Here is a 21,722-nt window from a genome sequence, read left to right on the forward strand (position 1 = left end):
CTCCGCCGGGGCCGGGCCCCGGCGGGGTGGGTCAGCGGCGGCGGGCCTTCGCCTTCTTCGGGGGCGGGAGGGCGCCTTCCGCACGCAGGCGGGCGGCGTGGGCCGCCAGCGCGTCGACCAGTGCCGGCACGCGGGCCTCGTCGGGCTGCACGTCGACGCGCAGTCCGAACTCGCGGGCCGTCTCCGCCGTCTGCGGGCCGATGCACGCGACGATGGTGCGGGCGTGCGGCTTGCCGGCGATCCCGACCAGGTTGCGCACCGTGGACGAGGACGTGAAGCAGACGGCGTCGAACCCGCCCGTCTTGATCGCCTCACGGATCGGGGCGGGCGGCGGCGCCGCGCGGACCGTGCGGTACGCGGTGACGTCGTCGATCTCCCAGCCCCGGTCGCGCAGCCCGGCGGCGAGCGTCTCGGTGGCGATGTCGGCGCGGGGCAGGAGCACGCGGTCGACCGGGTCGAGGATGTCGTCGTAGGGCGGGAAGATTCCCAGCAGTCCCTCCGACGAGGACTCCTGCGACTCCTCGGCCGACGGCACCAGTTCGGGCACGATGCCGAAGCTGCGCACCTTCTCGGCGGTGGCCGCGCCGACACAGGCGATCTTGACGCCGGAGAAGGCGCGGGCGTCGAGACCGAACTCGGCGAACTTCTCCCACACCGCGCGGACGGCGTTGGTGGAGGTGAACACCACCCACTGGTAGCGCCCGTCGACCAGGCCCTTGACCGCCCGCTCCATCTGCGTGGGCGAGCGCGGGGGCTCGACGGCGATCGTCGGCACCTCCTCGGCGGTGGCGCCGTGCACGGCCAGCCGGTCGCTCATCGCGCCCGCCTGGTCCTTGGTGCGGGGCACCAGCACGCGCCACCCGTACAGCGCGCGGGACTCCCACCAGGACAGCTCGTTGCGCAGCCCCACCTCGGCGCCGACGGTGACGACCAGCGGGCCCTCGAGGTCGGATGCCTCCGACGCCATGGTGGCGAGGGTGGCCTGCACCGACTTCTGCGTCGTGGTGGTGCCGCTCGCGGTGACCGCGACCGGCGTCTGCGCGGCGAGACCGTGCTCGGTGAGGGAGCTCACCACCTCGGACAGGTGCGACGGCGAGGCGTGCAGCACCAGCGTGCCCGGGGCGGCGGCCAGCCGGGCCCAGTCGACACCGGAGCGGACGTCTGCCTCGATGTGCGCAGAGCCCAGCGGCACGCCGGCGTAGGCGGGCACGGCCGTGCCGGCAGGCACACCGGGCACGACGTCGAACGCCACCTGGGCGCCGGCCACCGCGATGGCCTCCTGCACCACCGAGTCGACGGTCAGCGGGTCGCCGCTGACCAGCCTCGTGACGGTGCGGCCGGAGCGGGCCTCGGCGACCAGGTCGCGCGCGACGTCGGCGGGCTGGCCGACCGCGGGCCGGACCTCGGCTCCGTCGGCGACCAGCGCCAGGATCGCCTCGGGAACGTCCGGATCGGTGACGATCAGCGGCGCGTTCGCGATGGCCTCCCGCGCGCGGATGGTCAGCAGGCCGGGATCGCCGGGGCCACTGCCCACGAACGCGACCCGTCCTGGGGTACTCGGTGCTCGGTTCATCAGATCTCCCGATCCAGCGGTTCTCCGAGGGCTGCGGGGCCCCCCATGTCGAGAAGCTCGACGGCCAGGGCCGCCCCGAGCTTCTCGGCGTCGTCCAAGTTTCCGGTGACGGAGGCGCGAAGCAGCGCCCCGTCGGTCGTGCCGACGATGGCGCGCAGCAACACGCGGTCGACCACGCGTCCCTCGTCGTCCCCCCCGGCAGAGCCGGAGATCGGTTCCCAGTCGGACACCACGTCTGCCAGCGCGCCGACCGGCGCGCTGCATCCTGCCTCCAGGCTGGCCAGCACCGAACGCTCGGCGGTGACGGCGGCCCGGGTGAACTCGTCGTCGAGCGCCAGCGCGAGCGCACGACCCAACTCCAGCGCATCGGCCCGGCACTCGATCGCCAGCGCACCCTGGGCGGGGGCGGGCAGCATCTGCAGCGGGTCGAGCAGTTCGGTGGCCTCGTCGATCCGGCCCAGCCTGCGCAGCCCGGCCGCGGCCACCACCACGGCGTCGAGCTCACCGGAGCGGACCTTGGCGATCCGGGTGTCCACGTTGCCCCGGATCGGGACGACCCGGAGCCCGAGGCCGAGCGCGTTCAGCTGCGCCCGCCGCCGGGCCGCCCCGGTGCCGACCGTGGCGCCGGGGGGCAGCTCGCCGAGCACCATCCCGTCGCGGGCGACCAGCGCGTCGCGGGGGTCCTCCCGAGGCGGCACGGCCGCCAGGTGCAGGCGCGGATCGGGCGCGGTGGGCAGGTCCTTGAAGGAGTGCACCGCGACGTCGACCTCGCCACGCGCCAGCGCTTCGCGCAGCGCCGAGACGAACACGCCGACGCCGAGTTCGGCGACGGGTGCGCTGGAGCGGTCGCCGGTGGTGGCCACCTCGACCAGCTCGGCCGGCATCCCCGCCGCGCGCAGCCGCTCGGCGACCAGGCCCGCCTGGGCCATGGCGAGCGCGCTGGGGCGGGTACCGATGCGAAGGGTCATCGGATCGACTCCTCCGGTCCTGGGTTGTCGGACCGGGCCTCCAGCGCGGCGATCACGTCGCCGCTGCGCTGGATGGCCACGGCCGCCGTGGTCTGCGGGTCGAGCTCGAACAGGGCGCGCAGCGCAGCGGCGTAGCTGTCGCCGTCCGGGCCCTCGGCCAGGCGCTTCACCTGCACGGTCGGCGTGTGCAGGAGCTTGTCGACGACGCGCCGGACGCTCCTGGTGAACTCCTCGCGCACGCGGGTGTCCAGATCGGGCAGGCGGGAGTCGAGCCGCAGCAGCTCGGCGTCGATCACGTCGGACGCGCGGCGGCGCAGCGCCGTGACGGTGGGGGTGACCTCGGCCGAGCGCTGGGCGGCGAGGTAGGCCTGCGCCTCCTCGGCCACGAGCTCCTGTGCCGCGGCGACGGCGGCGCCGCGCGCGTCGGACGAGAGCCTGCGCTGCAGCGCGATCAGGTCGATGAGGGTGACGCCGGGGAGCGCGGCGACGCCGGCCTCGACGTCGCGGGGCAGGCCGAGGTCGCAGACGGCGAGCGGGCGGGCGGCCCGGCCCGCCACGGCGGCGGCCACGGTGGCCTGGTCGACCACGGTGCCGACGGCGCCGGTGCACGCGACCATCAGGTCGGCGGACACCAGCTCGGCGGCCAGCGCGTCCAGGCCTGCCGAGCGCGCCGGGGTGCCCTGCGTGACGGTGTTCTCCACGAGGCGGGCGGCGCGCTCCGGCGAGCGGTTCAGCACCACGATCTCGGCCGCGCCCGCGCGCCGCAGGTGGGCGGAGGCCAGCGCTCCCATCGCTCCGGCACCGACGACGACGGCCCGGCGGCCCTCCAGGCTCCCGCCGAGGGCGGCGGCCGCGTCGGCGAGTGCCTCGGAGACGACGGAGGCGCCCGCGGCGTCGATGCCGGTGCTCGCGTGCACCCGCTTGCCCACGCGCAGTGCCTGCTGGGCGAGCTCGTGGAGCACACGGCCGACGGTGCCCGCCTCGTCGGCGGCGGCGTACGCGCTGCGCAGCTGGCCGAGGATCTGGGCCTCGCCGACCACCATCGAGTCGAGCCCGGAGGACACGGCGAACAGGTGCTGCACGGCGGAGCCCGCGTAGTGGACGTAGACGTGCTCGGTGAACTCGGCCAGCGGCATCGCGGCGTGCCTGCTGAGCACCCCGGAAACGTCGGCGAGACCACCGTGGAAGGCGTCCACGACCGCGTAGACCTCGATGCGGTTGCACGTGGACAGCAGCACGGCCTCTGACACGTGCGTGCCGTGCAGCATCTCGTCGAGCAGCTTCGGTACCTCGTCGGCCACCACGGCGGCTCGTTCCAGCACCTCCACCGGAGCGCTGCGGTGCGACAGACCAACAACCAAGACGCTCACGGGAGCATGCCTCCGGAACCGTTCGCCGCGTGTCCGTTGACGCGGCTGTCGAGCGTGGCCGTGTCCTGACCGGCCAGGTGTTTGCGTGCCACGTGGAACGCCAGGATCTGCAGCTCGACCGCGAGGTCGACCTTGCGTACCTCGACCTCCGGTGGCACCTGGAGCACCACCGGGGCGAAGTTGAGGATGCAGCGGACGCCGCTGCCGACGAGCAGGTCGCACACGCCCTGGGCCGCGGGGCCGGGGGTGGCGATCATGCCGATGGTGACCCCGCGCTCGGAGCAGATCTCCGGGATCGACCGGACGTGCTCGACGATGATGCCGTTGATGTGGATCCCGACCAGGTCGGGGTCCACATCGAACAGTGCCGTGACCGGGAAGCCGCGCCCCCCGAAGCCGCCGTAGCCGGCCAGCGCGTGGCCCAGGTTGCCCACTCCGACCAGCGCGACGGCCTGCAGGTGGTCCAGCCCGAGCGTGCGCTCGAGCTGCCGGACCAGTGCGGCGATCTCGTAGCCGACCCCGCGGATGCCGTAGGAGCCGATGTAGGAGAGGTCCTTGCGCAGCTTGGCCGGGTTCACCCCGGTGGCGGCGGCGAGCTCGTCGCTCGACACGGTCTCGGAACCCTGCTCGGCGAGCTCACCGAGCATCCGGAGGTAGACGGCGAGCCGGGCGACACTGGCCTCGGGGATGGACCGCAGGCTCGCGGCGGCCGCGTCCTCGGAGCCGGCCTGCGGCGGCTTCGTCACGCTCACGTCTCCTCGATGGTGCTGTACTCGGATTTTGCTGCGTCACGGGCGACCCGAACCACACACCCCACGGAGCCGAGTGCACCCGGCCGAGTAACCCCGGGATCGGGCGTTGACGGCGACTGGAATACACGGTAGTCGCTTGTGAAGGCACGCACAAAGTTGCGATCTTGAACGAGATCGTGCTCGGCCGGGTAGTTCCCCGACCACGACCGGTGGTCGCCTGGCGACGCCCGCTCATCGTGCGCGCCGCGAACGGTGGGCCGACCGGCCCCGATGATCGGGACCGTCCCCTCCGCGACGCTCAACGGGGCTCAGCCGGCCGGCCGGAGCACCCGGTCGACCACGAAGACGGTGGCGTTCGCCGTCGGGAGGTTGCCGCAGACGACCGCGGCCTGTGTGCCGTCCCCGCTGGTCACGGTCGGCGCGGCGGCGGCGCCGCCGATCGTGACCTCGCCGCCGGCGAGCTCGGTGGTCCGCCCCGCGGCCACCAGGCCTGCTGCGTCGTAGCGCCGCGGGACCACGTAGTAGGACAGCAGGGTCGCGAGCTGCTGCGGGTCGGCGAGCAACTCGGTGAACGCCTGGTCACCCATGGTGGCCTTCGCCTGGTCGAACGCGGCGTTGGACGGAGCGAAGAGGGTGATCGCCTTCTGTGCGTTCAGCGCATCGGCCAGACCGGGCACCGCCCCGATCGCGCTCACCAGGGTGGTCAGCTGCGGGTTGGTGGCGATGGCGGTGACCACCGGCTGATCGGCGGTGCGGGCCGCGGAACCGGGTGCGTCTCCCTGCGGCAGCGACGCGCAGCCGGGGCCGAACACCTCCGCCGGGGTGGTGACGCCGTCGTCGGCGGGGGGCGCGCCCGGCGCGGCGGAGGTCGGCGCGGCGGCAGGAGCGCCCGCAGGCGGGCTGCTGGGAGGCGCCGGGGAACCGCTGCACGCCCCCAGTGCCACGGCCAGTGCCGCCGTGGCACCGACGGTGGCCAGGCGCGGGATCTTTCGCACGGGTGTTCCTCCTCGGACACGTCCCGGTGGGTCGGAACATGTCACCACGACGCCGGTGCCACGCCGGAGGTGGTGCACGTCTTCGGTGACACGCCCGCCTCCGGATACGTCGAGCGGCGCGTTCGGGGCGGCTGACGGCGTTCGGCCGCCGGCACCGGCCGGAACAGCCGATCAGGCCACGGATCAGGCCCGGATCAGGCCCGGATCAGGACACGGTGAAGATCGTCGCAGGCCAGCCCGTCGCCCCGTCCGGCACGACGTCGGCACTCGCCTCCGTCTGGGTGCGGCCCGCCGCGTCGGTGGCACGCGCCTGCACGGTGTGGCTGCCCGGCGCGAGCTGGAAGTCCGTGCGCCACATCCGCCAGGTGTCCCCACTGACGTCGGTGGCGAGCTCGGCCTGCTGCCAGGCACCGCCGTCCATCCGCACCTCGACCTTGCCGATCCCGGTCGGCTGCGACCACGCGATGCCGGCCACCGTGACCCGGCCTGCCGACACCGTCGCGTACCCGTTCGGCACGTCGATCCGCGCCTCCGTCTTGATCGGGCCCTGCACCGCCCACCCGCGGTCCACCCAGTAGCTCTGGTCGGCCCCGAAGGTGGTGACCTCCATATCGGAGATCCACTTGGTGGCCGAGACGTAGCCGTAGAGGCCGGGGACGACCATGCGCACGGGGAATCCGTGCTCCGGCGGCAGCGCCTCCCCGTTCATACCGATCGCCAGCATCGCGCCCCGGCCCTGCTCCATCACCACGGATGTGGGGGTGCCGACGGTGAAGCCGTCGACGCTGGTGGAGAACAGCTGGTCGGCTCCCGGCCGCACGCCCGCCTCCAGCAGGATGTCGCGCAGGTCCACGCCGATGAAGTTCGCCGTCGAGATCAGGTTGCCGCCGACGGGGTTGGAGACGCAGGTCATCGTGATCGTGCGCTCGACGAGCGGGCGGGCGAACAGGTCGTCGAACTTCAGCACGATCTCCTTGTCGACCATGCCGTGGATGCGCATGGACCACTCCTCCGCGGTCTGCTGGGGGATCCGCAGTGCCACGTCGATCCGGTAGAAGTCCGGGTTCCCGGTGAGGAACGTCGGGGTGCCCAGTTGCGGGAACGCCGCGCTCGCCGGGATCGCGGGCGCGCGCTCGGTCAGCCGGGCCGCCGCGAGCCGGGCCGTCACCCCCTGGCGCGAGTCGACGACGCCGCGGCCGAGCAGCTGACCTCCGACGGCCGCTCCGATGGACGCCACGCCCACGGCGGCCGACGAACCGATGAGCACCGTGCGCCGCGACACCCCGCCTGCGGTCACCGGCTCGTCCGGCGCCGTCCGGGTCCGCAGTGCGAGCGCGTGCAGCCTGCGGAACACCGTGAGGCCGACGCCGAGCGACGCGAGCGGGGCGAGGACGTCGAGCACGGCGAAGGTCGGTGACGTGGCCACCGCGAGCAGGCCCAGCAGGCCCAGCACGCTGACCACGACGACTCCGGGGGTGTGGCTGCGGCGCGAGGCCAGGCCGGCGACCGCCGCCACCACGAGCATGACCACGGCCATGCCCGCCAGGAGTACGGACTTGTCGGCCGTGCCGAAGGTGTTCTTGGCGAACTCGGTGAGGAACTGCGGGGCGAAGCGGATCACGGTGTCGCCGACCGCCAGGTACGGCGACGACCCCGGCGAGACCACGCCGGCCACCAGGTGCCCGGAGCCGACGGCGGCGGCCACGGCCAGCACCCCGAGCAGTGCGGCGAACCCACGGGAGATGGCGGACGGCGTGGGCGGGGCTGACTCGGGGAGCGCCGCGGTCGTTGTACTCACAAAAGCAGTCTCACCCCGTGACCGGCCGGGTTGACCCTCGAAATATGACGATCTGGGGACGTCCCCGGCGGGTCAGGCGAGCGCCGCCCGGAAACGCGCCTCCTCGACACGCCAGAACCCGTGCTCCCGGCCGTCGATCATGATCACCGGGACGCGGTCGCCGTACTCCTCGCGCAGGTCGGCGTCGGAGTCCACGTCGACCGCCGTCCAGCCGTGACCGAGCTCCCCGCAGATCCGCTCCACGTCGGCCTCCGCCTTGGCGCAGAACGAGCACCCCACCCGCGTGTACACGACGACCTTCGGCGGGACGCCGTGGTCCGCGGCCGTCACGACTGCCCCGCCAGCTGCCGCCTGGCCACCTTGCCGGTGGGCGTCCTCGGCAGCGCGTCGGTGAACTCGATGACCGTGGGGACCTTGAACCGGGCCAGCCGCTCGACGCAGTGCACGCGCACGTCCTCCTCGGTCAGCTCGGCGCCGGGGGCCGGCACGACCACCGCCTTCACCGCCTCACCGGTGCGGTCGTCCGGCACCCCGACGACCGCGCCCTCCGCCACCCCCGGCAGCTCCATGAGCACCTGCTCCACCTCACGCGGGTAGACGTTGAAGCCGTTGACGATCACGACGTCGGACGAGCGGTCGACGAGGTGCAGGTCGCCGTCGGCGTCCAGGAAGCCGACGTCGGCCGTACGGAACCAGCCCTCGTCGTCCGGGCCGCCCGCACCGTCGGGCCAGTACCCGGAGAACAGGTTGGGCCCGCGCACGGCGACCATCCCGGTGTCGTGCGCGTCGAAGACGTCGCCGTCGAGCCCCAGCTCGAGGTCGAGGTCGCCGTCGGGCTCGTCCGCTTCGTCGAGAGGCTCGGCGTCCGGTCCGGGAGCACCGCCGAGCGGCACGCCCTCCCTGTCGACGAGCCGCAGCTCGACGCCGGGCAGCGCACGCCCGACGGAGCCGGGCTTGCCGACGCTGTCGACCGCGGTGGTGGTCAGCACGGGGCCCGCCTCGGTGAGGCCGTACCCCTCGACGATGGTCAGCCCGGTGGCCTCCCGGAAGGCGGCGAACCACTCCGCAGGCAGCGGCGCGCCGCCCGAGGTGCACAGCCGGACGCCTGCGGTGGCGGCGCGCAGCTCGTCGGGCGGGAGGTCGAGCAGCGAGCGGAACATCGACGGGACACCGGCCAGCCCGCTCACCCGGTGCTCGACGAGCACCTCGGCGATGTGAGCGGGCTCGAACCGCTCCACGAGGACGACGGTGGCCCCCGCCCAGCAGACCTGCAGGAATCCTGCGGCCAGGCCGAAGATGTGGAACAGGGGCAGCGACAGCAGCACGCGGTCGACGGGGATCACCGGCGCAGGCCGCAGCGCGGCGGTCTGCTCCCGGTTGGCGAGCAGCGCGCGGTGCGAGAGCCGGACGCCGCGCGGGCTGCCCGTCGTGCCCGACGTGTAGACGAGCAGGGCGAGGTCCTCGCCTCCACCCGCGCCTGTCAGCGGTGCGTCGGCACGCGCTCCGAGATCGGGCGGAGCGATCACCTGCGCGCTGGTTCCGGCCGCACAGGAACGCGCGGTTTCGTCACTCTCCGCAGCCACCACGACGGCCGGACTGCAGTCGGCGAGCACGACCTGGAGCTCCCTCGCCACGCCGATCGGGCCGAACGGCACGGCCACGGCGCCTGCCCGGAGCGCTCCCAGCACGGCCACGCAGAATCCGGCTCCGTTCCCGAGCCGGACCAGCACGCGGTCCCCCGACGCGACGCCGGTGCCGCGGAGGCGGGCGGCCTCCGCGGAGACGGCGCCGTCCAGCTCGGCCCAGGTGAGGGTGATTCCGCTGGTCACGTCCACTATCGCCGTGTGCTCGGGGACCCGGGCCGCCGCCCGGGTCACCAGATCGGCCACGTGGGCGTTCGTCCGCTCCTCGGGGAGGTGGCTCGAGCTGTGCACAGTTCTCCAGGGGTCGGCGCGGCGGGCGGGTGGGCCTCCGGGAAGTCTGGCAGAACCGCGCGGCGCGGCGACGAGGACGCTCGTCGCAAATGCCCGAGGCGAGTCGAGAGCCGACACGCACTTGCCTGTGACACTGACCGCGGGTAGTTGGCCGCTCACCGGAACGCACCTACGGCGAGCGGTGGTGCGTGCTTCGCCACACTGCACCGGTCGTATGCTCCGCCGCTACACCCGACTCGACGTCCCGACACTCTGTGATCGCCGCGAGACTCACCCAAGGGAGTGGCATGAGAACTGTTGCCGCCAGCGCACCGCGGAACGTTCCGCGGGGTCCTGTCCCTCACGGCTACAGGGCCAGCCGGGAGTCATGACCCGGTCCTCGCGTCAGCCCCGGCTGCTCCCCACTCAGACCGCCCGTCCCCCGGCGGCTGGAGAGGTAGAAATGCCCCCGACCACCGCTCCCCGCGTCGGCGCTCCCCCCAGGTCGACACGGCCGGCACCAGCCGGCGGCCCGCCGCTCCCCCGCCAACGGCCCTACACCTCGGAGGAACCGGCGCCGTCCGGTGCCCACCGGGCTCCCTCCGGACACTCGGCTCCGCACGATCGCGGTGCCGAGTCCCCTGACGACACCGACGGCACGGACGACGCCGTGACCGCGAGCGCGCGTCACGCGGAACCGGACCACCCCGAGGAGGGTGGGGCCTGGGCGCTGGTCAAGGCGTCCCAGAACGGCGACATGGTCGCCTTCGGCGAGCTGTTCGACCGGTACTACGACGTCGTCTTCCGCTACGTGCTCTTCCGGATGGGCGACCGCACGCTCGCCGAGGACATCACGCAGGAGACGTTCGTCCGCGCGCTGCGGCGGATCAGCTCCGTGAGCTACCAGGGCCGGGACATCGGCGCCTGGTTCGTCACGATCGCCCGGAACCTGATCTTCGATCACGTGAAGTCCAGCCGCTACCGGCTGGAGCAGACCACCAACGAGATCATCGAGCTCTCGCCCAGCACCAACGGGCCCGAGCAGCAGGTGTTGGACGGCGCCACCAACGAGGAGCTGCTGCGGTGCGTCCGCAAGCTCAACCCCGACCAGCAGGAGTGCATCCAGCTGCGGTTCCTGCAGGGGCTGTCGGTGGCCGAAACGGCCGAGATGATGGATCGCAACGAGGGAGCCGTCAAGGCTCTTCAGCACCGGGCGGTCCGCCGGCTCGCCCAGTTGCTACCGGAGGGCCTCCGATGAATGGACGCCTTATCGCGCTCCGCAGCCAGAGCGTTACAGGTGCGGCGAATGAACGACTCAATGCGGTGAACGGTCTCAACCCCGTATCCGGCTGCCCCAGGGCTCGTTGTACTGCTGAACGTCGCGCCACGCACCACCACGGCGCGCAGACTGACAGCGCAGGGATGCAGTGAGGACGGCCAACATGCCCGCCGGACAGGGCAAGGACGCAGAGCGGTTCGCCGCCGCCGTGGAGCAGGGGCTACCCCCCTCCTTCGCGGACGACGACGACCTCGCCCGGGAACTGGAGATCGTGGCGATGCTGCGGTCCCATGGCGCGGCCTTCGCGCCGGACCCGGACGCCAAGGCGCGTGCGAAGCAGCGGCTCATGGCCATGCTCGCCGCGGAGCAGAGCGACCGGCACGGAAGCGGTTCCCGTCCACCCGTCCCACCACAGTCGGCGGAGGAGCAGACCGCTCCGCTGGGCCGGATCCTCGAGCCCGCCTTCCCGGTGCAGGAGGAGGCCAACGCCTCCGCCGTCACCGGCAAGATGGCGGCCTACGCCGGTCGGCCCGACGAGGCGACCGACGCCGCCACCGAGGTGGCCACCACCGCGGTGGAGGCTCCCACCACCACCGCAGCCACTCGTCCCGGACGGCACGGCGCGCGGCACAGCACGCCGAACCGGCCGGCAGGCAGGTCCCGCGCCTCGCGCAGGCCCGCAGCGAGCGGTCTGCGCCGCCGCGCGGTGCTCGTCGGCACCGCGGCGATGGTCATGCTGCTCGCGATCGCCAGTGGCGGGATCTTCGCCAGCCGCAACGCGCTGCCCGGCGACAACCTGTACGCGCTCAAGCGGGTCGCCGAGTCGGCAGGTCTCGCACTGACCTTCGACAACGCGGCAAAGGCCCGTCGTCACCTCGACATCGCCTCCACGAGGCTCGACGAGGTGGAGAAGATGGTCGGGCAGAACCCGCAGGCCCCCGTCGGCCCCCAGTTGGTCGCGTCCGCGATCCAGGAGTTCGATGCGGCGACGGGCGAGGGCTCACGCATCCTGCTCGCCACCGACGACACCGGTGGTGACCCGGCCGCGATCGGTGACCTCCGCACGTGGGCCTCGACGCAGGTGGAGCGGCTCAGCTCGCTTCGTCCCGAACTGCCGGTGCCCGCCGCGGCCGACGCCGACGGGGCCATCGACCTGCTGGATCGGCTCGTCGGGCGTACCGAGGCGCTGACCGCACGCTCGTCCTGCTCGGAGATCTCCTCCGGCGCCGACGACCTGGGCCCGCTTCCGGCCAAGGGCGCGTGTGCGCCTCGGCCGGCCGATCCGGAGTCCACGAAGGCGGGCTCCACCAGCGACGAGGAGCAGCGCTCGAGGCAGCGCAGCTCGGACTCCACCTCGCCGGCTGGGTCCGAGGACCCGTCGTCCAGCGCGGTGAGCAGCACTCCGGGCCCGGGCGAGCCGCCCGCGCTGCTGCCCGACATCGACCTCGACGGGTCACCGCTCGACGGCCGTTCGCAGGAAGAGGGCTCGGACGAGGACGACACGTCCAGCGCCACGAGGCCGAGGACGCCGAACAACAACCAGAACGACGACGATGCCCCGCCGTCGTTCCTGCCCCAGATCACGCTGCCCCCGCTGCTTCCGGGGCTGCCGGGGATCACCATCGGCTGACATCGAGCGACCGGAGACCGGACCCGAGACCGCCGCGGAGATCATCTTCCGCGGCGGTCTCGTCGTCCCTCACGCCGCCCGAAACGCACCGTCCGACCGGACCCGCCAGTAGGGTGGCAGGGACCCGATCCGCATCCGGAGGCCCGTAGGTGGTTGGAGAAGAAGAGCCCGGCGAGCCCCTCTCGCCCACGGGCTCCGGTGAGCTCACGGGCGCCACGGAGGCTCCGGGCGTGCTCGAAGCTGCCACCTCGTCCGATCCGGCGGTACGTGCCGGTGAGGCCGCGGCGGCCGCCGCTGTGGCGGCAGGCGACAGCGGCCCCGCCGACGTCCCGATGACCGACCTCACCGCGGCCGCCTTCTTCGACGTCGACAACACGATGATGGTCGGCGCATCGATCTTCCACTTCGCGCGTGGTCTGGCCGCGCGGAAGTTCTTCACCACCGCCGACCTCGCGGGGTTCGCGTGGCAGCAGATCAAGTTCCGGATCGGCGGCCGCGAGACCACGTACTCCACCACCACGGGGCGCGACACCGCGCTGTCCTTCGTGGCGGGCCGCACGGTATCGGAGATCACCGAACTGGGAGAGGAGATCTACGACGAGCTGATGGCCGACCGGATCTGGGCCGGCACGCGCGCGCTCGCCCAGATGCACCTCGACGCCGGGCAGCGGGTCTGGCTCGTCACCGCCACGCCCGTCGAGCTGGCCCTGATCATCGCGCGGAGGCTGGGGCTCACCGGCGCCCTCGGCACGGTGGCCGAGAGCGTCGACGGGAAGTACACCGGGCGCCTGGTCGGCGAGATCCTCCACGGGCCCGCCAAGGCCCATGCGGTGCGCGCGCTGGCCGTCACGGAAGGCCTCGACCTGCGCCGCTGCACGGCCTACTCCGACTCCGTCAACGACGTGCCGATGCTCTCCGCCGTCGGCACGGCGGTGGCCGTCAACCCCGACTCCGAACTCCGGGACGTCGCCAAGGAACGGGGCTGGCAGATCCGGGACTTCCGCACCGGCCGCAAGGCCGCGCGGATCGGCGTGCCGTCCGTGATCGGCGCGGGAGCCATCGCCGGGGCGGTGGCCGCCGGCCTGGCGGCCCGCAAGCGCTGACGGCCGGCGCGCGCCCTACCCGAGGAACGCGTTGCGCCGCTGGCTCAGCAACCGGTAGAGGGTGTGCTGGATGGTCTCGCGCACCTGGTCGGTCAGGTTGAACACCGTCATCGGGTCGTCCGCCTCGGCCGCTCCGATCGAGTCGGTGTGGATCGGCTCGCCGAACTCGATGTACCACTTCGACGGCAGCGGGATCAGCCCGAGCGGGCCCAGCAGCGGGAACAGCGGCGTCACCGGGAAGTACGGCGCCCCGAACAGCCGGGCCAGCGGCTTCAGGTCACCGATCTTCGGATAGGTCTCCTCCGCACCCACGATGGAGCACGGGATGATCGGCACGCCGGTGCGGAGCGCGGCCGACACGAAGCCGCCCCGGCCGAAGCGCTGCAGCTTGTACCGGTCCCGGAACGGCTTGCCGACGCCCTTGAAGCCCTCCGGCCACACTCCGACGAGCTCGCCTGCCGACATCAGCCGTTCCGCGTCCGGGGTGCACGCCAGCGTGCTGCCCTGCTTGCGGGCGAGCGAGCCCGCCACCGGCAACCGGAACATGAAGTCGGCGCCGAGCATGCGCAGGTGCCGCCGGGCCGGGTGGTCGTCGTGCAGGGCAACCGCCGTCATCAACGCGTCGAGCGGCAGCGTGCCCGAGTGGTTGGACACGACGAGCGCCCCACCGCTGTCCGGGACGTTCCGCATGCCGATCGTCTCCACGCGGAACCACTTCTGGTACAGCGGCCGCAGCGCGGGGAGCAGCAGGTTGTCGGTGAGGTCGGCGTCGAACCCGAAGTCGTCCACCGCGTAGTCCCCGGAGAACCGCCGCCGCAGGAACGCGAGCGACTCGGTGAGCGCCTCCTCCCACGCCGGTGGGGTGGCCTCGGCCCCCGGCTCGGCCCCGGAGCCGAAGTCCGTGCCGACGTCCGTGGCGGCCGGCCGGGAGTGACCGTTCGTGTGGCCGTTCGTATGGCCGTTCGTCTGCCCGCCGGAACGCCACTGCGGATGGCCCTCGTCGTCGACGTGCAGAGGGATGATGCGGGCCTCGGACACGGCGCCCTCCCCTGCTGGTGATGTGCCTGCTGGTGCTGTCTCGGTTGTGCGGCGCTGCGTCATCGCAACGCCCTCGCCGCACCGAGAAGCCGCCGTTCCAGCGACTCCACCTGCTGCGGACCGATCACCGGACGCAGCGCTCGGCCGCGCACGTAGTCGTCGAAGGCCTGCACGGTGGTCCAGCGCGGGCTGAAGCCGAACTGGCGCCGGAGCCTGCCGTTGTCGACCACCCGGCCGAAGTTGAGCAGGCGCATCTGCTCCGGGGAGAAGTCGACCAGGCGGGCACCGCGGAAGACGCGGCTGACGGGCCCGACCGCGGCGCTGGGTACGGGCACGGGGATGCGGCCGGCCCGGCGGATGGCCTGCGACAGCAGCAGCACACCGTCGGCTGCGACGTTGAAGACCCCGGGGATCTCCTCGCTGGCCGCGCGCTCGAGCACGGCGAGCGCGTCCTCCTCGTGCAGCAACTGCACGCGTGCGTCGTAGCCGAGCACGGTGGGGACCACGGGCAGCGCGAAGTAGCGCGTGAACACCGTGTCGATGCGCGGCCCGATGAAGTTGGAGAACCGCAGGACCGTGACCGACACGTCGGGACGGCGGCGGGCGAACCCGCGCAGGTAGCCCTCGATCTCGGCGGCGTCCTTGGCGTAACCGCCGGACGGGAGGTCCTTCGGTGTCATGGACTCGTCGAAGATGGCCGGGTCGCGCGAGCTGGAGCCGTACACGGCGGTGGTGGACTTGAGCACCATCCGGCGGACGGACGGCGCCTTCTGGCACGCAGCGAGAAGCTGCATCGTGCCGATGACGTTCATCTCCTTCATCGCCGTGCGGCCGCCGGACGAGCCGGGGTTGGCCGAGAGCGACGCGTGGACGACGGTGTCGACCGACGCGGTGGAGATGACCTTCGCGATCAGGGGGTTGCGGATGTCGGCGCGCACGAACTCGGCACGGCCCATCCGGCGTAGCAGATCGCGCGGGGGTGGCACGGTGTCTACGGCCAGTACGCGCTCGATCGCGGGGTTCGCCGCCAGACGGGCAGCGAGGTGGCCACCCAGAAAGCGGCTCACCCCCGTGACGAGCACGACGGAAGGCGTCATGGCTCTACCCCAGGAATACGGTCGGATGCATCGAGTGACCGATGCTAGACCCCCTGGGGCCGCGCAGGGTGTGAGGTGAGCGGGCCCACCGGGCCGGGCGAACTTCGTACCTCGGCAGGGTGAACCGCAGCGCGGCCGGCGACAAGGCGCCGGCCGCTGCCGTCACTTGCCGAGCTTGCGACGCTGCACGCGGGTCTTGCGCAGAAGCTTGCGGTGCTTCTTCTTCGACATCCGCTTGCGGCGCTTCTTGATGACTGAACCCATGCGTGGCGACCCTTCCTGGTCGTGGAGCGGCCCGCGACGAGCCACTGGTGTGCGGTGATGTGCCCGGCCGGCTATCGCGCGACGAGCGCGCGTCTGACCGGGCGATGACCGGGGGCCCACTCTACCGGGCAGTTCCCACTGCTCCGCGCCCGCCGGGCGGTGAACGGTGCTCCGACGGCTTCAGCCTGCGTCGAAGTAGGCGGTGCGGAGGTACTCCTCGACCGCTCGCTTGGGCACCCGGAAGGAACGGCCGACACGTGCGGCAGGCAGGTCCCCACCGTGCACCAGGCGGTACACCGTCATCTTCGAGACCCGCATCATCGCCGCGACCTCGGCCACCGTCAGGAATTGCACCTGCGCGAGGTGGATCTCAGGGGGCTCGGACGGCATCCGATCACCGCTTTCGTGGTCGCACCGGACGTCCCCGGCTGCGGCCGGGTACGGCTCCAGATGTTCCCCGTGAGCTTAGCGGTGCCGGTGTGACGGCTTCGACACCCCCAGGGCACTCCGTTGCGGAATTCAGCCCCGCGTCAGGGTGACATCACTAGGCCGTTCGGGCTCCAGGCCCGTCCGAAGGGTCAGCGCTGCCCGCGGGCCGCTCCCCGGACGAATGATCAGCGTTGCTCCGCCGCTCGGCCCAGCTCGACGGACCGGTCGTGCGCGGCCTCGATCGCAGCGATGAGGGCCGCTCGCACCCCGTGGCGCTCCAGCTCGCGGATCGCGGCGATCGTCGTGCCGGCCGGAGAGGTGACGGCCTCCCGCAGGATCACCGGGTGGTCGTTCGACTCGCGCAACATCCGGGCCGCCCCGAACGCCGACTGGACGATCAGGTCGGCGGCCACCGCCCGGGGCAGGCCGAGCAGGATCCCGGCGTCGATCATCGCCTCGACGAGGAAGAAGAAGTAGGCCGGTCCCGAACCGGAGAGGGCCGTGACGGCGTCCTGCTGTGACTCGGGCACCCTGACGACGCGGCCGACCGCCACGAGCAGCTTCTCCACCGTGGCGAGGTGGTCGTCGGTGGCGTGGCTGCCCGGAGAGATCGCGCTCATCGCCTCCCCCACCAGCATCGGGGTGTTCGGCATGACCCGGACCACGGGCGTGCCGGCGGGCAGCGCACCTTCGAAGAGGGCCGTGGGCAGCCCCGCACACAGCGACACCACCAGGCTCCCGGGCCGGAGGGCGGGCGACAGCTCGGCGAGGACGGGCGTGATGTCCTGCGGCTTGACCGCCACCACCACGATGTCGGCGACCTCGGCGGCACCCGCCACGTCGACGGCAGCCACCCCGAGCCGCGCCGTGAGGTCGGCGGCCCGCTCCGGGTGCCGTTCGGTGAACACCAACTGCTCGGCGCTGTGGCCCGCGCCCAGCAGCCCCGCCAGCAGCGCCTCTCCGATCTTCCCCGCACCGAGCACAGCGATCCGTGTCATGGAACTGACCGTAACCCTGCAGCCCGCAGGGACACTTCGCCCGGTCCGGGGCCGGGGTCGGGTCAGCGGGCGAGCGGTGCCAGCGCCAGCTGCCTGGCCTGACAGACCAGGCGGCCCGCGGCGTCGATCACGGTGACGTCCTCGTCGAACCACGGCCCCACGACGGCGCTCGACCGCGACTCCAACCGCAGCCAGCCCGGCGCGGGGCGCGCCCGCAGCAGAGCGGTGAGCTGCACGGTGGGCGCCCAGCCGAGGGTGCCGCCCAGGTTGAACACCGACGGCGGCAGGACGTCGCCGGCCAGCACGGCGAAGAGGACGTCCGTGGGCTCACCACGCGGGCGGGCCCAGCCGCGCACGACGGGCCGCCCCGTCTCCCCTCGCCGGGAGGTCACCGTCCGGGCGTCGAGCCTCAGTTCGCAGGAGCCGGCCAGCGTGATCGGCCCCTCGCCGACACCGGGGTCGATCGCGTCGGCAGGCGGCTCCGCAGGGAGGTCGGGCAGGTCCGTCCAGCGCGGTGGGTCGTCAGGGAGGTGGCCGGCGGTCACCGTGGCCGTCAGCATCGCCGTGCCGCCCTGGTTCATCCGGACCGCCACGACCGAGGTGGTGCGGCCCCGCTTGAGCACCTCGGTGGTCAGCTCCACCGGACCGAGGGCAGGAGCGCGGAGGAAGTCCGTCGCCACCGACAGCGGGTCGGGGGCCGCCCCCGGGGTGTCACCGTCGAGCCTGGCCAGCCCCGCCTTGGTCAGCAGCGCCATCAGCAGGCCGCCGTGCGCCTTGGGACCCAGGACGAAGCCGTGTCCGAGCTCAGCCGAATAGCGGCCGTCCCCGAGGGCCTCGATCGCGGTGGCATCGCGGAACGGCAGGGCCGACGGGCCGCTCGACGACCGGACGTCCGCGCCTGCCGTCACCGGGTCACGCCCGGACGGGCAATCGGACGACAATCTCCACCGGGCATTTCCCAGAACTATCACCGCGGGCCGCCCCGCCACAGCGGACGCGGGTGTGAGCTGCGTCTACCGCGAGGAGCGGGCGGGCTTCGGCACCCGGCGCGCGCCTGCCGTCGGCTGCAGGTGCAGCCGGGCGAACAGCAGCGACTCGGCCAGCACCGCGGTGCGGTCGTAGCGGGTGCGGCAGCGCCGGGTGCTCACCTCGACGACGACCACGCCGCCGAATCCGCTGGCGGTGAGCCGCTCGCACACCTCGGCGCACGGCTGGGTGCCACGACCCGGGACGAGGTGCTCGTCACGAGCGGCCCCGCTGCCGTCGGCGAGGTGGACGTGGGTGAGGCCCGCGCCCATCCGGTCGAGCATGGCGAGCGCGTCGGAGCCCGCTGCCGCAGTGTGGGAGAGGTCGAGCGTGTAGTGCGAGTGCCCGACCGCGGTGGGGTCGAACCCCGGGCTGTAGGGCACCGTGCGCACGCCGGACCGGACGACCGGGTACATGTTCTCCACTGCGAGCGCGACGTCGACGTGCTCCCCGGCGCGTGCGACCTCGTCGGCGAACTCCCTCGCGTACCGGCGCTGCCAGCGGAACGGGGGGTGGATCACGACGGTGTGCGCCTCGAGGGTGGCCGCCGCGGCCACCGAGCGCCGGATGCGGACGATCGGGTCGGCGTTCCACACCCGCTGCGTGACAGCGAGACACGGGGCGTGCACGGCCAGCACGGGCACGCCGTACCGGTCGGCGAGCCGGGCGACCGCGGCGATGTCCTGGCTCACCGGGTCGGACCAGACCATCAGCTCCACGCCGTCGTACCCGAGCTCGGCGGCCAGCTCGAACGCCGCCGCCGTCGGCTCCGGGTAGACCGAGGCCGTGGAGAGGGCGACGGGCGCGGTCGGCCGGACCACGGGCTGCACGGGCGTCATCTCCCCACGAGCACGAGAATCGCCGGTGACACCGTCAGAAGCAGGCCGACGAGCACCGCGAACACCGTGGTGCGCAGGTCGCTGTTGCGCAGGAGCGCGCGGACGACCACGACGAGACCCACGGTGACGAGCACTGCCGCGGCCAGCGCCACGACGGGAAGGCTGCGCCACAGGAAACGGAAGCCGACCCAGAGAGCGGCACCACCGATGGCGCCGATGATCCACTGGGCCACCACCGCGGCCCACACCTGGCCCGCGGAGTCGGCCAGCTTCTGCATACCCGGCCGCTGACGGCGCCCGCCCCGCTGGTCCTGGTCGCCGTCCTGCTCGCCGGGCTCCTGGTCGTCCAGGTCGTCGCGGTAGTCCTGGTCGCCGTGGAAGTCGTCGAGATCGGCGCCCCCGAGCCCGGCCGGATGGTCGTCGAAGTCGACGGGCGCCGAGGCCTCCGTGGGCGGCCCGCCGTCGTCGGCGGGTGCGCCGCGCCGTTCGCGGGTGCGGTCGCGGTGCCAGTCCTCCGCGCCGACGGGGGCCATGCCGATCTCCGTGGGCGGCCCGTCGTCGTCGGAGTCGCGGTCGCCGACGGCGGGAGCGCCATACTCCGGACGTCCGGGAGGGGCGAGGTCGGTGGGGCCGCCGGGACCCCGGGACGCGGCGCGGCTGGGGGCGAGTGGGTCGAGCACCCCGGGACGGCCGTCGCGCACGGGCGACATCTTCTGGGTGGGGTGTTCCCGCACCGGGTTGTCGAGCGGCGAACGGCCGGTGGCCGGAGCCGCGGGACGGGGCACCGGGGGCGCGACCCGACCGGGCTCGGGCTTCGGGACGGGCGGAGCCAGTGCCTCGCGGGGCCGAGACTCCCACGCCACGGCCTCCCGTCGGCCCTCACGCGGCTGGACCTGGGGTTCCCGCGGCTGGGGCGTCCGGATCTGGGGCTGTGGCTGGGGCTCGCGCGGCGGGAACTCCCGGCCCTGGGGCTCACGGGAGAGAGGCTCACGCGCTCCCGCCTGCCACGGCTGCTGGTCGCGCTGCCGGGGCTGCAACGGCTCGCGCCCCAACGGCTCGCGCGGCTGCGCCTCCCACGGCTGGGGCTCCCGCGACAACGGCTCCCGTGGCTGGGCCTCCCACGGCTGGGGCTCCCGGACCCGAGGCTCCCGCGGCTGCGGCTCGCGCGGCTGCGCCTCCCAGGGCCGGGGCTCGCGGGCGAGGGGTTCCCGGGACTGCGCTTCGCGCTGCTGGGGTTCGCGAGACTGGGGCTCCCACGGCTGCTGCTCGCGCGGCTGGGGCTCCCACGGCTGCTGCTCGCGCGGCTGGGCCTCCCAGGGCTGCGGCTCCCGCGCCCGGCGCTGCTCGCCCGCGGACTCCCACGGCTGCGGCTCCCGCTCCGGCTGCCGGTGCGACGACGGCTGGGCAGGTGCCGGCACCCGCTCCCGCAGCATCGACCGGTCGGGCTCCGCCGACTGCCACTGCGCCGCGAACGACCCGGAGCCGTTGCTCGACGGGGTCGGCGGCGCAGCCTCCTCACCCGGTACGTCGTCAGCGGCCCGACGGCGACGACGACGACCGGTCGCACCGGTGTCGCCGTGCTCTGCGAGCAGCTCGGCGACAGTGCGCTGACGCGGGTGGTCGGTATCGGAACTCATCCAGTCCACCGTGCCTCGTACGCGGTCAAGCTACCAAGTCCACCAGGGGCTTCCTGCGCCGAGCGGTCTATACGGGACATTCCATCGAGCGTGTCGAGTCTGCGGAGAATGACACCTTCCCGCAACGCCCACGGGCAGATCTCGAGCTGGGAGACCTGTAACGCCCGCATCGACGCCTCGGCGACGAGTGCCCCTGCCACCAGCTGATGCGACCGGCTGGGGCTGACGCCCTCGAGCTCGGCCAGATCGCCGGAGGACATCCGGGTGATGAACGCGGCCAGCTGCCGCAGCCCCACCCGCGTGAGCACCCGGTGGACCCGCGGACCAGCACTCGACGGTGCCGCGCCGGTGAGCCGGGCCAGTGAACGAAAGGTCTTGGACGTGCCGACCGCGAGGTCCGGCGCCCCGGCGCGGCGCAGCCTGCGGGCCACCGGCGCGAGCTGGGCGTCGACGTGCTCACGGAGCCGGTCGATCTCGCGGCGGGACGGCGGGTCGGAGTGGAACCACTGGCGGGTGAGCCGTCCGGCGCCCATCGGCAGCGACTCGGCGACGTCGGCGTGCTCGTCGAGCCCGGCCGCGAGCTCCAGCGAGCCGCCCCCGATGTCGAGCACGAGCAACCTGCCTGCCGACCAGCCGTACCAGCGACGCACCGCGAGGAAGGTGTAGCGGGCCTCGTCCTCGCCGGGGAGCACCTCGAGGGAGACCCCCGTCCGGTCGCGCACCTCGGCCAGTACGGCCGAGGAGTTCGTGGCGTCACGCAGGGCCGAGGTGGCGAACGCGAGCAGGTCGGCGCAGCCGGCCTCGGCCGCCGCGTCACTCGCCCGCTGCACGGCGCCCACGAGCGCCTCCGCGCCCGCCGTGGTGAGCGCGCCCGCCGCATCGAGGTGCTCCGCCAGCCGCAGTTCCACCTTGTCCGACGTCATCGGAGTGGGGTGGCCACCACGATGCGCGTCCACCACGAGGAGGTGGACGGTGTTGGAACCGACGTCAAGCACACCGAGACGCACGTGATC

General features: G+C 73.2%; 20 protein-coding genes. 3 read left to right on the plus strand and 17 right to left on the minus strand.

Annotated elements, in window-relative coordinates; genetic code table 11:
- Nucleotides 1–31: 31 nt before the first annotated feature.
- The 8 genes from AC5L35_RS17350 to AC5L35_RS17385 all read right to left on the minus strand — a co-directional run bounded on the left by AC5L35_RS17350 (nucleotide 32) and on the right by AC5L35_RS17385 (nucleotide 9,390).
- Nucleotides 32–1,573 carry a bifunctional uroporphyrinogen-III C-methyltransferase/uroporphyrinogen-III synthase gene (locus AC5L35_RS17350; RefSeq protein ID WP_495060663.1) on the minus strand — a complete coding sequence of 514 codons (1,542 nt, stop codon included), beginning with the start codon at nucleotides 1,571–1,573 and terminating at the stop codon, nucleotides 32–34.
- Nucleotides 1,573–2,541 carry a hydroxymethylbilane synthase gene (gene hemC / locus AC5L35_RS17355; RefSeq protein ID WP_495060664.1) on the minus strand — a complete coding sequence of 323 codons (969 nt, stop codon included), beginning with the start codon at nucleotides 2,539–2,541 and terminating at the stop codon, nucleotides 1,573–1,575. The genes AC5L35_RS17350 and hemC overlap by 1 nt, the downstream gene beginning before the upstream one ends.
- The gene (locus tag AC5L35_RS17360) at nucleotides 2,538–3,911 is read right to left on the minus strand and encodes a glutamyl-tRNA reductase (protein ID WP_495060665.1); all 1,374 of its coding nucleotides are present in this window, start codon (nucleotides 3,909–3,911) and stop codon (nucleotides 2,538–2,540) included. The genes hemC and AC5L35_RS17360 overlap by 4 nt, the downstream gene beginning before the upstream one ends.
- Nucleotides 3,908–4,657: a redox-sensing transcriptional repressor Rex gene (locus AC5L35_RS17365; RefSeq protein WP_495060666.1), complete on the minus strand. Its 750-nt coding sequence runs from the start codon at nucleotides 4,655–4,657 to the stop codon at nucleotides 3,908–3,910. The genes AC5L35_RS17360 and AC5L35_RS17365 overlap by 4 nt, the downstream gene beginning before the upstream one ends.
- 314 nt (nucleotides 4,658–4,971) lie before the next feature.
- Nucleotides 4,972–5,658 carry a fasciclin domain-containing protein gene (locus tag AC5L35_RS17370; protein WP_495060667.1) on the minus strand — a complete coding sequence of 229 codons (687 nt, stop codon included), beginning with the start codon at nucleotides 5,656–5,658 and terminating at the stop codon, nucleotides 4,972–4,974.
- 205 nt (nucleotides 5,659–5,863) lie between these two features.
- On the minus strand, nucleotides 5,864–7,456 hold the full coding sequence (locus tag AC5L35_RS17375; RefSeq protein WP_495060668.1) for a molybdopterin-dependent oxidoreductase: 1,593 nt from the start codon (nucleotides 7,454–7,456) through the stop codon (nucleotides 5,864–5,866).
- Between the two features lie 72 nt (nucleotides 7,457–7,528).
- On the minus strand, nucleotides 7,529–7,786 hold the full coding sequence (locus tag AC5L35_RS17380; protein ID WP_495060669.1) for a glutaredoxin family protein: 258 nt from the start codon (nucleotides 7,784–7,786) through the stop codon (nucleotides 7,529–7,531).
- Nucleotides 7,783–9,390: an AMP-binding protein gene (locus AC5L35_RS17385; RefSeq protein WP_495060670.1), complete on the minus strand. Its 1,608-nt coding sequence runs from the start codon at nucleotides 9,388–9,390 to the stop codon at nucleotides 7,783–7,785. Before AC5L35_RS17385 ends, AC5L35_RS17380 begins: the two co-directional genes overlap by 4 nt.
- Nucleotides 9,391–10,039: 649 nt before the next feature.
- Between AC5L35_RS17385 and AC5L35_RS17390 the strand changes: the two genes are divergently transcribed.
- The 3 genes from AC5L35_RS17390 (at nucleotide 10,040) to AC5L35_RS17400 (ending at nucleotide 13,381) form a co-directional block, all read left to right on the plus strand.
- Entirely contained in the window at nucleotides 10,040–10,627 is a 588-nt protein-coding gene (locus AC5L35_RS17390) for a sigma-70 family RNA polymerase sigma factor (protein ID WP_495060671.1), read from the plus strand.
- Nucleotides 10,628–10,811: 184 nt separating this feature from the next.
- Nucleotides 10,812–12,278: a DUF5667 domain-containing protein gene (locus tag AC5L35_RS17395; protein ID WP_495060672.1), complete on the plus strand. Its 1,467-nt coding sequence runs from the start codon at nucleotides 10,812–10,814 to the stop codon at nucleotides 12,276–12,278.
- 230 nt (nucleotides 12,279–12,508) lie between these two features.
- Complete coding sequence (locus AC5L35_RS17400) at nucleotides 12,509–13,381, plus strand: HAD family hydrolase (protein WP_495060726.1); 873 nt, start codon at nucleotides 12,509–12,511, stop codon at nucleotides 13,379–13,381.
- Nucleotides 13,382–13,396: 15 nt separating this feature from the next.
- Here the strand turns inward: AC5L35_RS17400 and AC5L35_RS17405 are convergent, their stop codons facing one another.
- The 9 genes from AC5L35_RS17405 to AC5L35_RS17445 form a co-directional block, all read right to left on the minus strand.
- Entirely contained in the window at nucleotides 13,397–14,419 is a 1,023-nt protein-coding gene (locus tag AC5L35_RS17405) for a lysophospholipid acyltransferase family protein (RefSeq protein WP_495060673.1), read from the minus strand.
- Nucleotides 14,420–14,478: 59 nt separating this feature from the next.
- Nucleotides 14,479–15,516: an NAD-dependent epimerase/dehydratase family protein gene (locus AC5L35_RS17410; protein WP_495060674.1), complete on the minus strand. Its 1,038-nt coding sequence runs from the start codon at nucleotides 15,514–15,516 to the stop codon at nucleotides 14,479–14,481.
- Nucleotides 15,517–15,678: 162 nt separating this feature from the next.
- Nucleotides 15,679–15,780, minus strand: coding sequence for a 30S ribosomal protein bS22 (locus AC5L35_RS17415; protein ID WP_010241351.1), 102 nt, complete (start codon nucleotides 15,778–15,780; stop codon nucleotides 15,679–15,681).
- A 180-nt stretch (nucleotides 15,781–15,960) separates the two neighbouring features.
- Nucleotides 15,961–16,170 carry a helix-turn-helix domain-containing protein gene (locus AC5L35_RS17420; RefSeq protein ID WP_169399268.1) on the minus strand — a complete coding sequence of 70 codons (210 nt, stop codon included), beginning with the start codon at nucleotides 16,168–16,170 and terminating at the stop codon, nucleotides 15,961–15,963.
- A gap of 224 nt (nucleotides 16,171–16,394) precedes the next feature.
- The gene (proC, locus tag AC5L35_RS17425) at nucleotides 16,395–17,207 is read right to left on the minus strand and encodes a pyrroline-5-carboxylate reductase (protein WP_495060675.1); all 813 of its coding nucleotides are present in this window, start codon (nucleotides 17,205–17,207) and stop codon (nucleotides 16,395–16,397) included.
- A gap of 62 nt (nucleotides 17,208–17,269) precedes the next feature.
- Nucleotides 17,270–18,115: a thioesterase family protein gene (locus AC5L35_RS17430; RefSeq protein WP_495060676.1), complete on the minus strand. Its 846-nt coding sequence runs from the start codon at nucleotides 18,113–18,115 to the stop codon at nucleotides 17,270–17,272.
- Nucleotides 18,116–18,220: 105 nt separating this feature from the next.
- Nucleotides 18,221–19,072 carry a sugar phosphate isomerase/epimerase family protein gene (locus AC5L35_RS17435; RefSeq protein WP_495060677.1) on the minus strand — a complete coding sequence of 284 codons (852 nt, stop codon included), beginning with the start codon at nucleotides 19,070–19,072 and terminating at the stop codon, nucleotides 18,221–18,223.
- Nucleotides 19,069–20,709, minus strand: coding sequence for an Rv0497 family membrane protein (locus tag AC5L35_RS17440; protein WP_495060678.1), 1,641 nt, complete (start codon nucleotides 20,707–20,709; stop codon nucleotides 19,069–19,071). The genes AC5L35_RS17435 and AC5L35_RS17440 overlap by 4 nt, the downstream gene beginning before the upstream one ends.
- A complete protein-coding gene (locus AC5L35_RS17445) occupies nucleotides 20,706–21,716 on the minus strand; it encodes a Ppx/GppA family phosphatase (protein WP_495060679.1) in 1,011 nt (336 codons plus the stop codon). Before AC5L35_RS17445 ends, AC5L35_RS17440 begins: the two co-directional genes overlap by 4 nt.
- Between the last annotated feature and the right edge of the window lie 6 nt (nucleotides 21,717–21,722).

Source organism: Pseudonocardia sp. OZ21, from assembly GCF_059359135.1.